Origin of the sequence: Paenibacillus sp. FSL R7-0297, assembly GCF_038009025.1 — a bacterium.
In the GTDB taxonomy this organism is placed as follows: Bacteria; Bacillota; Bacilli; order Paenibacillales; family Paenibacillaceae; genus Paenibacillus_AQ.
Genome location: NZ_JBBPAQ010000001.1, coordinates 4,634,649 through 4,649,477, shown reverse-complemented (window position 1 = coordinate 4,649,477; position 14,829 = coordinate 4,634,649). Strand labels below are relative to the sequence as shown.

The following is a 14,829-nucleotide window of genomic DNA, read 5'->3' as shown; positions in this document are numbered from 1 at the left end:
TGAATTTCGGCCGCTCTTACAGCTCCTAGCTTCCCCTGCGGTATTCTTCGATGACGATATGGCAGTTCGTGCCACTGAAGCCAAACCCGCTGATTGCAGCCATTCTGGAGCCCCGTTTGTTCTCCGGCCAATCTACCAGCTCGGTGTTGATGTAGAAGGGGCTTTCGTCCAGCCTGATCTTCTCATTAAGCCGGTTATAGTGGATCAGCGGCGGGATTTGTCTGTTTTTCAGGGACAGCAGGATTTTGATCATTCCGGCGACACCGGCGGCCATTGTGGCATGTCCGATATTGGCTTTGACGGACCCAAGCGCGCAATACTGGCTGTCCTGTGTAAATTCGCGGAACGCTTCGGTCAGGGCCTTTACTTCGATGGGATCACCCAAAGCGGTGCCCGTTCCATGCGCTTCGACATAGTTGATCTCGGCCGGATCGATGCGGAACTTCTCATACACCCTTTTCTCCAATTGAATCTGCGAGTTCACGCTAGGTGCGGTAATGCCATTGGTCCGGCCGTCCTGATTCACACCTGAGCCGCGGATTACACCATAGATATGATCCCTGTTCTCCAGCGCCTGGTTCAGCGGCTTCAGCACCACGACCCCTACGCCCTCGCTCAGCAAGGTTCCGTCTGCTTCCTGATCGAAGGGTCTGCATACGCCCTGCGCTGACAGAATCTCCATCTGACTGCTCTGCACCATGCTGTCCGGGGTAATCATCAACCGGATGCCTCCGGCCAGCGCCATGTCGCATTCCTCATTCCAGAGGCTGACACATGCCTGGTGTACGGCAACCAGCGACGAGGAACAGGCGGTATCTATTGAAATGCTCGGGCCTTTCAGATTGAGAAAATACGAGATTCGCGCAGCCAGAATCGACGAAGAAGTCCCGGTAAACGCATCTGCGGTATTGCTTAGACGGTTCGCTTCCAGATGCTTGGTATAATCGCTTGGTGCACAGCCGACAAATACGCCGCAGCGGGTATCCTGCACCGCCTGGTCGGAATATCCGGCATCCTCCAGCGCCTTCCAGGCCTCCTCCAGAAAAATCCGCTGCTGCGGGTCCATAATCTCCGCTTCTTTAGGAGATATATTGAAAAACAACGGATCGAATTCATCCACATGGTCAAGCAGTCCGGCAACCGTGCAATAGGTTTTCTGATCCGCCTTCCGGTCTTCGTCATACCATGCCTGAATATCGAACCGGCTGGCGGGAATTTCTCCCGTGCTGGCTACGCCGTCTCGGAGATTACGCCACAGCTCTCTTGCCGAAGCGGCACCGGGAAACCTGCCTGATAACCCGACAATCGCAATGCCTTCTGCCGCAGCGGCTGTGGCTAGGTCAACGGAAACTCCTGGTGGAGCTTCCGGCATGATCTTTACCGGTTCTTCCGCAGGGCGGGAGGCGGCAAAGCCCAGTTTGATTTTACCTGTAGCCTCTGTACTTGAAGCTGCGGGAGCTATGGGGGCTGCGCCGGTTTTCAGTGTCAGCTTGGGCGCTCCAGAGGCCGGTTGTCCAGCGGAAAAGGGAGCCTGCGGCGCAGGTGCTTGTTCCTCCTTGGTCTGACGCCCGGTTAGTGGCTTCAGGGATCGTGCGGCTGGCTCCTTCATTGGCGCTTTCGGTTTGACCGGCGCTGCTGCCGGTTTGTTTGTCGAGAATTGGTCGATTAGATCGTTCATATATTCATATCTGTGGTTTAAGCGTTGGGATTGGACAGGTTCGTGTATCTGCTCTTGCGGGTTCGCATTCACAGCATTGGGATTTATTCCCTTCTCCGGCATTGCGCCGCTGTTCTTCTGAATCTCATCTACCATATACCGGGCCAGCTCGGGAATGGTCGGATAATCATAGAGCACGATGCCGTCAAGCTGGATATGCAGCGCTTCATTCAGATCCCGGACAATTTCCACACTGCTGATCGAATCAATGCCCATTTCCTTAAAAGAAAGCTCATAGCTCAGCTCCTCCGGCTGGAGCTTCACTACCCGGCACAGCACATCCTTGACCTGCTGCTCCACGGCTTCCGGAGAGAGGGTCTGCTCTGCACCGGAAACCGCATCTCCCCGTTGCTTCAGCTCATGGATGCGTCTCAGACCTTCGCGGGCCTCCAGCTTATGGTCCTTGATCTGCTGCAATATGTCCTTGATCGTCTCGCCGTTACTCATAGTACACCTCCAAAAACTGGGCTACTTCGTCCACATCCAGCTCATCCTCGTTCAGCCTGGACAACAGCTCCAGCAGATCACGGTCCTCCTGGTTAACCGATGATGTTCCTGAGACTGCCAATACTCCCGGTACATCCGCTTCTGGAGCCAGGGACAGGGGTCCATGCTTACGCCCGATATGCGCTGCCAGAAGGTTAAGGGTGTAGTAATCATAAATATCGATGGTATCGAGCTGCAGGCTGAAGCTCTCATTCAGATCGCGTACAATCTCGACGCCGCTGATGGAATCCACACCCATATCCTTGAAATTCATATCCTCGTCCAGTTCCGTTTCATCCAGTTGTATCCGGTTAGCGATGATCCGGGTTAGCTCGTCCTTGATGTTCCGTCCGGCTCCTGCAGTGTGTATGGAAGGACTGGAGCCAGCAGAATCTGTTGAACTGTCAAAACCTGTTGAACCGGTATGATCCGTTAAACCGGCATGCACCAATATCCCCCCGGTCAGCAGGGTTGCCTTGTTTCCTTTATCTTCAGGTGCAGACAGGGGTGCTGCCGTTACAGCTTCCCGCTCATTCCCCACGGGTTCCGCGGCCCGGTATAAGTGGCGGATCTTTGCTTTGACCTCTGAGGTGGTGAAGGTAATCCGGTGCATTTCATTCTCACGTTCCACGCATTGCAGTAATGAATCCAGCACCCGGCTGGACAGCTCCTGCTTCAGCACACTGACCGTGGTTCTCGGCTTCTCGGCTATCAGCCGGGCAATCGACACCGCCTCCTGCAGCACCTTGTCCTTTGCCCGGAAGATGACGGAGGCTGATCTGCTTTTGAGCTGTTCGCCGGAATACATTTTGGCTGTGAACATCATCTCAACAGCGAGATTCTTCCCCAGCTTGTCCTGCAGAATGAAGGTTGCGCCCATTCCCGGAGTGAAGCCGTATTTGGCAAAAGCAGCGGAATACAAGCTCTCCTCAGCCATAACCACAATATCCGCATACAGTCCGAACAGCAGGCCGCCGCCGGAAGCATGGCCTTCCATTGCAGAGATCACAGGGATAGGACACTCCAGCATACCCCTGTACAAAATCGGCGCATCTGTAAAGCTCAGCTTCGAGTCGGAAATATCCAGCAGCTGCTCCTGGGTTCCGCCCATGGAGAAGATCCGGTCATTCCCGGCAACCACAATCGCCTTGATCTGCTCATCCTGTTGTGCGGCCTGGAAGCAATGGGTAAGCCCTTGTATAACCTCATGGGTAAACGTATTGTTATGCATCGCGTCCTGAATCCGAATGATAGCGACGCCGCCCTCCACATGCTCCAGCATAACTTCATTTCCCGCATACGCCGGAAATGCCTCAAGCGCTGCGAATCCGGCAGTTGGAGCGGGTTCTGCATACTCTTGTATAGTTGTAATTAGTTGTGAAGGGTTGATCGGCTCGATCCAATAGCTTTTACGGGCAAACGGATAATGCGGCAGCGAAAGAAGCTCAGGTGCGTCATTCCCGTATAATGTCCGCCAGTCTATAGCTGCGCCTTCCGCCCATGCTTGGGCCAGGCGTTCAGCATCGCCCAGCGTATACGGATTAGCCTGGATTTGTACATGTCTCTGCCTTTGAGCCTTACTTGCATGCCCTTGTGCAGCCAAGCCTGCCTCTGACGTGAACAGTTGAGCGGATGCCCGCTGCTCCAAATAATCCCCGATCGTCACCAGCAGTTCACTGAGTGTACGGTACACGACAGCCAGCCGGTGCTTCATGGGTTCCCGGGCTACCTGAAGTGTATAGCTGAGCCCCGGCAACGACAGTTCCTGCACAGCCCCGGCCCTGACTTCAGCAGCCTCATGCCCTTCCAACCCTGCAACTCCGTGTACAAGCTGACTGCTGAGCTCTTCCACTGTTAAGTCACCGCTTACGGCAGAAGCGTTTGCCTGGATGCCAAAGCTCCCCAGGAGCCTGTCACACAACTGGATGAATTCAACAGGCCCGAGGCCCAGCTCCTCCAGAGAGTGATCCTGTCCGATCCCGGTGACCGGAAGGTCTAGCATTTGAGCAATGACCTCTTGAAGGGCAGCTATCATGTCCTTGTGACTACCGTGGCCCTTTGTTGTTCTTTGTTCCATAAAAGCTTTCATCCGCCGGGCATAGGCCTGCAGCCGTTCAGGGGTCTGCGCGGATAATATGAAGATATACGGATCATTATCAACATTCTGCTGATCCTGATTCCCGCTGCTTCTGCTGCCGGTATATTGCTCTAGAATGACATGGGCGTTAGAACCTCCCGCACCAAAAGCACTAATGCCGGCGCGTCTCGGGTACACCGTTGTCCGCCCGTTTGCGGTACGGATGACCGGCTTCCACGGCTCCAGCTTCTGCTGAATATAAAAGCCCGAATCGCCAAGCCGGATATGCGGGTTAATTCGTTCCGAATGAATTGAAGGCACAAGCTGCCCGTGCTGCATCTGCAGAAGCACCTTGGCGATGGAGGATATGCCTGCAGCCGCTTCGGCATGGCCGATATTGGACTTGACTGAACCGATGGCACAGCTGAAGGCTTCGTCCTTGTGGGGAGCAAAAGCATTCATCAGTGCCTTGATCTCAATGGGATCGCCCAGCGAGGTCCCGGTGCCATGCGCTTCGATATAATTGATGGTGCCGGCATCGATGCCGCTTCTGCGGATCGCTTCGGACACGGCTTCCTCCTGCGCCCGCTGATTGGGAACCGTGAACCCGCTGGCCTCCCCGCCATGATTAATGGCGCTGCCTTTGATGACTGCATAGATCCGGTCATGGTCCCGCTCCGCCTGCTTCAGCGGCTTGATCAGAATTGCGCCCGCTGCCTCGGCGGGCACGTAACCATCTCCGCCTTCGCCGAAGCTGCGGCATCGGCCATCTGAGGAAGCGAAATTCCCCTGGGACAACAGTAGGTACTTATCCGGGTGCACGGAGAGATTAACCCCTCCAACCAGGGCCATGGCACAATCCTGATTCTTCACACTTTGACAGGCCATGTGCAGCGCCGTCATCGAGGAGGAACACATGGTATCAATGCCCAGCGAAGGTCCGGTCAGTCCAAAATAATATGAGACCCGGTTGGCAATCGACGAGAGGGTCGAAGTGGAGACCTGCCGGCTGGTGTTGTAGAGCTGGTACTGCATCCACATGGCTCCAGCGAATACGCCTATCTTTTGACCTTTGAGCGCAGACCGGATATACCCGCCATCCTCGAATGCTTCCCAGGCCAGCTCCAGAAACACCCGCTCATGCGGGTCCATCAGCACGGCTTGATAAGGTGCCACATTGAACAGCAGTGAATCGAACTTGTCCACATCGCGGAGGAAGCCGCCCCACCGGGAGCTCTCCTTGCCCCAGCTCTCCCGGGCAATCTGCTGCTGCTCCTCATGACTCCACCTCTGCGGATCGATCTCCGATACGGCGTCCCGTCCTGCCTTGAGCAGCTCCCAATACTCCGACAGATTGTCCGCACCTGGAAATCTCCCGCTGATTCCGATAATCGCGAGGTCATCCTCTTCTGTACTTCCGGCAGAACGGGGAATCGGATTGGGAGCCATCTCAGGCTGCGTGGCCGCCTTTTCCTTATGTAACTCCTCCTTCCACTCCCCGTCCCGGACCAAGACAGCATCAATCCTGCCTTCTTCCCCCGGAACCATGAGCAATAGGGTTTCTTCCCGCTGCAGCGCCCATTCCAGCGCCTCTATCCCTGCGGAAGTCTCCAGGAGCGAGATGCCAAATCTGTGTTTTAGCGCAAGCTCCGTATGTTCGTCGCCTTTCATACCGCCCTCGCGCCAGAGAGGCCAGTTGACGGACAGGGATTTGCCGCTTCTCAGCCCCTGCGCTCTCCAGAGTTCTCTTTGCTGTATATAGGCGTCCATATATAGATTGGCATACGCATAATCACTTTGACTTGGATTGCCCAGAATTCCCGCCACGGAGGAAAATGCGGCAAAAAACGTGAGCGGCTCCCCCTTGAACACTTCATCGAGATTGGCCGTCCCCTCCGCCTTCACCCGCAGCACCTGACGCAGCTCATCACTGTCCTTATGCACGAGTAACGAATCGCGTGTAAGTCCCGCACAGTGAAAGATTCCGTCCAGTTCCCCATATTTCTCCTTCACAAAAGCATGCAGGCGCTCGACCGATGTCCGGTCCGTTACATCACAAGCCACATAATCCAGACGCTGATGCGCGCCTAACCCGGCTGCAGCTTCTTCCGGCAGATTGGCAGCTCTGCCGCAGAGAATGGCTGTCCCGCCTTGCTGCAGAACATGGGCTGCCAGCTTCTGCCCAATGCCTCCGGCTCCCCCTGTAATCAAGTAGACCTGATTGCCGCGAATGGCCGTTTTACCTCCGCCAGCTACGTGTCCTGCCTTACGGTAGGTCTGTATTCTCCGTATGTCCTGCTCATACACCACACGGCGTCCGCTATCCCAGCCCCTGTAGAGTTCATCTTGGAAAATAGTCCCGAGCTGCCTGCGGTTCTCCGCATCCAGGCCGATACATTTATAAGCCACCTTATCCGTTTCGGATTGGATGCAGTGCAGGAATCCCTCCATCGCTGCATCGCCCGGATGAGCGGCAGCCCCCTCTTGATCGAAGAAATACAGCACCTTTACTGCCGATTTAATTCTGCTTCTCAGCAGCTCCCGCAGGATATAGAACATGGGAATCACCTGCTGCTCGGACTCCGGCAGACCGCCCTGCTTCCACCCGCCGCAATTCAGGCTGTTGACCAGAACTGTGGGCATGCGGTCCGCTAGCTGTAATTCATCTGCCAATTGCTTGTAATCATCCTCGCGGTTAAAGTTCATGCGGTAAATGCCGGCTTCTGCTGCGGCAAATTGCTCTCCCGGAAGCACGTAGGTGTAGCGATTGCCTGCCTCCATTCCAGCCAGAGACAGCAGTTCATCCTGCTGCCCGCATAAGACCAGTACCTGCTCCTGCTGCACAGGGTATCCAGACTCGCTATGCTCTGTTAGCGGGCTGTTGATCCAAGCAGACGTATAGGCATGAATGGCCGCAGCGGACGGTTCCGGCTTGGCCGATTGATGCACATCGCCAGCCGCTGTATCGCAGTTAAAAAATGACTCGCTATGCTCCCGGAGAATATACTGGCTTAACTCCTCCAGCGTGGCGTATTCAAACAGCAGCGTTGGGTAGAGAGGGCTTCCGAGCTTCTCTTCCAGCCGCTTGACGATGTCCAGCAAATGCTGTGAGTTCAGCCCTTGATTGTAAAAGCCCTCATCGGTCCGCAGCTCAGCTTCATCCCTTCCGGACAGACTGCTTACCAGCCGCTTCAAATAAGCGGTGACGGCAGCCTTGCGCATACCTTCTTCCGCCGGATCTCCTTTACGGGCCAGCGGAGCTTGGACTTTGACTTGGACCGGCTCCAGCTTAGCAGGTGCGGACGAAGCCAGTGGGGAAGCAGCTGGAGATTGAACCTTCTGAGGCCCGCTGATCAGTTCCCTGGAGCGGATCTTCTTCAGACCCCAGCGTCTGAAGCTGGCAATCTCCTGTCCTTGCCCGTTATACACCTCGATATCGAAATACATCAGGTCCTTGATGTCTCCATCCGGATAACCCTCATCCTTGATATAGACATAGATCCGCTCCTTCATCGGTTCATAGGAACGGAAGGATTCGATGAACATCGGAATGGAAGCCTGAATCTCCCTGGAGAAATCCAGCTCCTGCAGTACGACGAATCCCTGAACCAGCGTTGCCGCATCCAGATAACAAGGGTGCATGTAGAACTGGTCCATATATTCCCTCGCCAGCTCGCCCAGGGTAATCTCAGCCAGGATACGCTGATTGCCGTAATACAGCTTCCCCAGGCCCTTCATAAATTCCAGATGGCGGATATCAATTCTCCGCACATAGCTGTAGGCATGGTCCATATCTTCTACGCGATGACTCAGACTTTTAATCTGCTGAATGTCGATTGATTTCCGCTCGCCGGTGCGCGCAGGGGACAAATGCAGCTCACAGCGCAGGTTTTCATCCCAGGTACTGTCCAGGAGCTCGTGCTCCTTAACCTTCCGGCTCTGCGCCACGACCTCGTATCCGTCCGCTTTCTTGGTGAACGAGATTTGGATTTTTTTATCGTATTGTCCGCTGGTGGAGACCGGCTCGCTGAACAGAACCTTACGCAGCTCGATATCCCGCAGGTTGATGCCCTTGGTCTGCAGGAACCGGTAGATCATGTCAAGCAGCGTCACACCCGGCATGATCCGTACACCGTGAACCCGATGATCTCTGACGATATAATTGCTGTTTTTAATTACTGTACTGAACTTCACACCGTTTAAAGCGTCCATGCGTGCACACCTCTCCGCTCTCCCGTATTCATGCCTACTCTTCCACGAATTGCAGAAAGGACAACTGATCCTGCTCATCCTGTGTCTGCCTGCCCTCTTCCTTCCCGCGGTTTACCCAGGCCTGCTGCCTGTTATACAGCGGTGCAGGCAACGGATATCTGCACCGGGCATAACCGCTGAGTGCATCCTCCCCGCACTCCCCGATGATCATATGAACATTGGTGCCGCCGAATCCGAAGGAGCTGACGGCTGCCCGCCGGGCCTCCCCGTGGCTGTCCCAGGCTGCGGCCTCAAGCACCGGATAAAAAGGCGAGTGCCCGAAGTCGAAGCGCGGATTGGGCCGGCTGCAATTCAGCGTTGGAACAAGCATCTTGTGGTGGACGCACAGCGCCGCCTTAATGAAGCTGGCAATGCCGGCCGCGCTGAGGCAATGGCCAATATTGGTCTTCACGCTGCCCACACCGCAAAAGCCTGTGGCACCGGTATATCTTTTGTAAACTGAGGTCAGGGCCTTCAGCTCAATGGGATCGCCGATCATCGTACCTGTGCCGTGGGTCTCCACGTAACCAATCGTTTCCGGGTGAATACCGGAACGGCGGATCGCTTCAGCGATAACCTCTTCCTGGGCCTGCATGCTTGGGGTGGTGACCCCCATCGTACGGCCGTCATTATTGGTTGCCGAGGCTTCAATAACCGTGTAGATTCTGTCCCCGTCGGCGAGGGCGTTGGCCAGCGGCTTGAGCAGCACCGCTCCGCAGCCTTCTCCCGGGACGATGCCGTTCGCCTCCTCATCAAAGGTATGGCATTTGCCGTCCGGCGACATTGCCTTGGAGGCGCTGAATACGAGATGGGGACGCTCATCCAAAAGCAGATCCACCCCTCCCGCTATAGCCATCTCCGACTCGCCGGAGCGGATGCTCTGGCAGGCCAGGTGCAGACTGAGGAGCGAGGAAGAACAGGCGCTGTCCACCGTTAGGCTGGGACCCTTAAGATTGAAGAAATGGGAGGCATAAGCCGCGATGAAATTTTGCCCGATGCCGATAATCGTATTCTTATTGATATCCTGCACCCAGCCCGGATAAGAGCCTGGATGGGCGCCGATGAATACACCGACCTTCTTCCCGCTGATGTCCTCCATTTCATAGCCCGCATCCAGAATAGTCTCCGCTGTAACCTCAAGGGACTGCCGCATGAGCGGACTGATCTGCTCCACATTCTCCTTAAGGTCGAAATACCTGCCGTCGAAGCGCTCGATATCGTCCAGGAACCCGCCCCATTTGCTGATGCTTTTGCCTTCCGCATAGACAGGTGCGTACCATTCATCCTTGTCCCAGCGGCTGGCCGGAACCTCCGTAATACTGTCCAGTCCCTGCCGCAGATTGTTCCAGAAGGCGTCCTTGTCTCCAGCCCCCGGAAAATGGCAGCCCATGCCGATAACGGCAATCCGTCCGTCATGCCTGCCTTCAGGGCTTGGCGTTTCGTCCTGTACGTTGTGTACCGCTTGCATTCTTGCTTCCCTGCTTCGGCCGTAATGAAATTCCGGCACCCGGTTATACGGTTCAGCGAATCTGATTCTATTGCCTGTCAGCAAAGGCGTGGCATCCTGCTCCAACTCCGGCTGACTCTTATATTCTGCGCCGTTTGAGCATAGATGCTCTGCCAGCGCGCGCATGTCTCTAAGCTCGAAGAACAGCGCCGGATCCATGCGGGTCTGAAAAGCGGTGTCCAGCTTCTTAATGACCTCGATCAGCAGTATGGAATCCACGCCGATTTCGGCAAATGGAACATCCTCACGTACACGGTCCCGCGGCAGCTTCAGCTCTGCACAGAAGATATCCAGGATCAGGGCGGACGCTTTTTGCAGCTCACTTGGAGTAATCAGTGTATTCTGTACATTCTCCCCGGCTACCGCAGCGTAAGGACTGCATTGACTCTTTACAACGGCCTTCAACCCAGGCGAACCCTTAACCCGTTCAGCACTTGCCTTGATTAATAATTCCGGGCGGTAAAGGTCCATTTGCAGGATAGCAGGGATCACACTTGGCGAATCACTGCCAATGATGATGTCCTCCAGCATAAAGAGGCCATCAGCAAGGCTGTGTGCGGTAAGTCCTGACTGTGTATAGAGCGGGCTAAGCTGAAATCCGGAATCCGCCAGCATCCCGACCTCTGACCAGCTCGGCCAGATGATCGACTGATAATAACTATTTCCGAGGGTGTGCTGATGCTGTGCATACAGGTCCAGATAATAGTTGGCTGCACTGTAATCACTAAGCCCGGCAGACAACAGCGGCGCCAGAGCTGAAATGGAGGAGAAAAGAATAAAGAATTCCAGCTTATCCTGGGCAAAAATGTGCTGGAGTGCCGCCACCCCTTCAACCTTAGGTTCAAAGACCTGCCGGATATCGGCGATTTTTTTGTTCACAAAGGCCGGGTGCTGATTCAGATTGGAGCCTGCGCAGTGCACAACACCGCCAATTTCGCCCCACTGCTGCCGGATGCACTCAACAAACGGCATAAGCTGCCCGGCATCGGTCAGCGAACCGGAATATACCTCAACCTGGGCGCCGGAGGCTTCCAGCTTCACTACCCGCTTGATTCGTGCCAGACTTCCCGGATCATGGATAGCACCGGACAAGATGTCCGGCCAATCCTCCCGGGCAGGAAAAGCCTGAACCCCCATCAGGACCAGCTTCCGTGCGCCTCTTCGGACCAGCAGGCGGGCCGCCTCGGCCCCGATCCCCCGCGTGCCTCCGGTAATGACATAGACCTTCTTGGGGTCTACCTTCAACCGGTTATGCCGCTCGCGGCCGATCCATTTATTCTGCTGCTTCAGCGTGGTGATCACCGGCTCATATCGCAATCCGTCCGCATAGCACGCTTCAGCAGTATCCGATTCCAGGCTTAATTCACCTAGGACAATCCGGAGCTGCCGGTTAATATCCCAAACATCCAGGCCGATATCCACGGTGCGGGCGGTAACTTGTCTATATTCTGCGCCAAGCGTGCGGATGATCCCGGCGATATCCGCTCCGGCCAGAGTAACCGTGCGGTTCTCCGGATTCTGAACCCCGCCGGTCAAATGAACAATCCGAAAATCCTTGCCCGCCTGCTTGACCAGCGCTTGCAAAAGCATGATTTTACCGTAGCTCTGCTTGGACATGGGCTTCGGCTGTGCATGGAGATCGGAGAAATCAACGATTCCCTTGAGTTTCAGCTTCATCCCGAGTACGGCTTCAATCGTCTGCTCACTATCCTCTGTAAGCGTGAAGTCAACGGGTAACACGGAGTCACGGGTTTGCTGGGCCTTTCCGTCACACAGGATCAGCGGCGCTTCAAAGCTAGCTCTGACCGCTGCAAGTGCGTCATCACCCATCTCTTCATTTACGATGATGAGATACTGCCCTTCACCCTGTTTGGGCTCACGAGGCTGCTCCGATTTCATCCATTCCTTCTTAAGCAGAGCATATTGCTCCCCGGTAACAATCTCACGGGTGCTGACGGGAACCATCTGGATGTTCTTAAAGGACAGCACCGCTTCACCCGACTCATTCAGCACATGAACGTCATAATGAAGCTCACCGCCGGCAGTCTCCAGACCACCCGACTGAAAATGAATATATTTCGCCGATGAGGCTTGACGGATAAGCTGTATTTCGCCGATCTCATAAGCTGCAGACGCCGTGCCGCCATTGCCGATAATGTCCATGTTCAGCCCCTGCAGGACAGCTTCAGTTAACCTAGCTGCCAGGACATCGTCCGCCGAATGGAACGGGCCTGGTGAAATTACCGCCAAGTGGTCTGTCAAGCTGCTGTACATGCCTGTTATGATCTGTGCCTGTGCTTCATAAGCTATCCTTTGATTCTCCAGTACCCGGTAGACTTCATCCCCAGTCCGAACATGCGCTGCTTCCTGCTTAAGCTTGCCTATATCCACCGCTGCCGGTTCGTGAGACGGATAAGCCAGGCCTGTTCTGGCCGTACCTGCTGCCAGGATATCCTGCTGCGATCCTTCTCGCAGGACAGCGAACCGGAGGGAATCCCCCTCACCCTCACCTTGAAGTTGAATATTCAGTTTCACTTGCTGCTTGTCAGAAGCAGGATGGCAGAACTGAATCTGCTCCAGTGAGGCAATACCCGGAGCACCGCTTCCCAGCAGTGCAGCCTGCGCGCCCATGGCCAGCAGAATAGCTTCACTGAATACCGCTACCCCATAAATGGACTTGCCGAACACGGCCTTTCCGGCAGCCTCCGGTTCACTTACAAAGCCGATTCCCTGCACCGTTGACACATTGCGGTGAACCAGCGGATGTAGCTGCCCCTCTGCCGCTGCTCCAGCACTTTCGGCAGCCCCGGCAGTTGAGCTGCTTCTGGATACTTGGTCAGCTCCTATGGCAGCTCCGCCACTCCCGGATACTCCGCGAGCCCCTCCTGCAGCTGCGGTACTTCCGTCAACTCCGCCATTCTCCGCGCTTCCCTTCTCATCCACTGCCTCGATCCAGCAGCGCATATAATCAAAGGGATAGCCTGGAAGCGGTACTCTGCGGAAGCTCCCGGCAGCGGACAGGCTCTTGAAATCGGCTGCATAGCCTTTGATGTAATAATTGGCAATCAACTGCGCCGCCTTTGCCCGTTCCTGCGGAGTAAGCCGGTCCTGATGGAACTGGACCAGCAATTGCTCCATCTTGGATTTCAGCGCAGGGTTCACCCGCTCACTGCCGCCCGATCCGCCGCCGCTATACCAGCCTGAGCTTGGCTGCTTATGAAGAAAAGCCTCCAGCTCCCGGACCAGCTCTTCCTTGCTTGCGGAAATAAACATGCTGCGGTAGGTGTAATGATCTCTTCCGGCCAGCAGTGTATACGATACATTGGCCAGTCTGCCCAAGCTTGTGCGCCCCTGCAGATAATCCCGCAGATTCCGTACCTTGGCCTCGAGTGCCGTATCGCTTTTCGCTGACAAAGCGAACAGCAGTACTTTCCCGTCATTGTTCCCGGCTGTACCGGTGGCGGCTTCTTCTTGCTCTATATGCTCCGCAACCACCACATGGCAGTTGGTTCCGCTCATTCCAAACGAGCTGACCGCCGCCATTCTTGGCCGTCCGGCTTCCCTGCGCCATTCCTCGGTCTCTTTTCCCACATAGAATGGGCTGTTCTTAAAATCGATCAGCTTGTTCCCCTCACCGGAGTGAAGCGTGGCGGGAATTCTGCCGTGCTGCAGGCTCAGGAGAACCTTGATCAGACCCGCCATGCCCGAGGCGGACAGGGTGTGTCCTATGTTGCCTTTGACTGAGCCGAGATGGCAATATTGCTTCTTGTCCGTGAATGCGCCGAAGGTCTCCGTGAGGGCAGCGACCTCGATCGGATCCCCCAGCCGGGTGCCCGTGCCATGCGCCTCCACATAGCTGATGTGTTCAGGGTTAATCCCGGATTTCTCATAGACTTCACGTTCCAGCGCTGCCTGTGAGAGACCATTCGGGGCGGTAATGCCATTGGTTTTACCATCCTGATTGACCCCGATGCCCTTGATGACTCCGTAGATATGGTCTCCGTCCCGCTTCGCGGCAGCATACTTCTTGAGGAGCACAGCGCCTACGCCTTCGCCCAGGCCTATGCCGTCCGCCTCCTCGGCGAATGGCTTGCAGATTCCGTCGGTGTTCAGCATCCCCAGCTTGCCCAGCGACATATAAATCCAAGGCGTGAGCATAAGCTGGACACCTCCGGCGATCGCCATCTCGCTGCTGCCGCTATGCAGGCTGTCACAAGCAAGTGACAAAGCTACCAGTGACGAGGAGCAGGCGGTATCCAGGGCGATGCTCGGCCCCTTTAAATTCAGCAGATAGGAAATTCTCGCCGGAATGACCGACAAGCTGTTCCCTGTAGGGACATGCTCGTTCGTCTCACCCAGGAACCGCTCCAGATACTCCCCTTGCTGAAGGCCCACGAATATGCCGCATTTGCTGCCTGACATATCCTGAAGCGAATATCCCGCATCTTCAATGGCCTTCCAGGATTCTTCCAGAAACAGCCGTTGTCTGGGGTCCATATGCTCCGCTTCTTTGGGAGAGATGTGGAAGAACAAAGGATCGAATTGATCCGCGCCAGGGAGAAAGCCCCCATAGCGGATATGTGCCTTCTGCGAAGGGGTCAGCTTGGTCAGCTCCGTTCGTTCAGCAGGCGCTTCCTGAAGACTGCTCACTTCCTGTACAAGGTTGTCCCAATACTGCTGCACATTGCGGGCGCCGGAGAATCTGCCGGAGAGGCCGATAATGGCGATATCATCGCTGCGCACATTCCCACTATTTTGCGTAAAGTCCGGTGTATGTGTTCTGCTCTGCAT

At 55.5% G+C, this 14,829-nt stretch carries 3 protein-coding genes; all 3 read right to left on the bottom strand.

Translation table 11 applies throughout. The features are described from left to right. Positions 1–25 precede the first annotated feature (25 nt). Genes MKZ24_RS20460 through MKZ24_RS20450 form a run of 3 tightly spaced genes read right to left on the bottom strand, consistent with a single transcriptional unit; the run spans position 26 to position 14,829 of the window. Positions 26–2,164 (bottom strand): beta-ketoacyl synthase N-terminal-like domain-containing protein, encoded by a 2,139-nt coding sequence (locus MKZ24_RS20460; RefSeq protein ID WP_340785893.1) that lies wholly within the window; start codon positions 2,162–2,164, stop codon positions 26–28. Further along, positions 2,157–8,492 carry an SDR family NAD(P)-dependent oxidoreductase gene (locus MKZ24_RS20455; RefSeq protein ID WP_340785891.1) on the bottom strand — a complete coding sequence of 2,112 codons (6,336 nt, stop codon included), beginning with the start codon at positions 8,490–8,492 and terminating at the stop codon, positions 2,157–2,159. The genes MKZ24_RS20460 and MKZ24_RS20455 overlap by 8 nt, the downstream gene beginning before the upstream one ends. A 34-nt stretch (positions 8,493–8,526) precedes the next feature. Continuing rightward, on the bottom strand, positions 8,527–14,829 hold the full coding sequence (locus MKZ24_RS20450; protein ID WP_340785889.1) for a beta-ketoacyl synthase N-terminal-like domain-containing protein: 6,303 nt from the start codon (positions 14,827–14,829) through the stop codon (positions 8,527–8,529).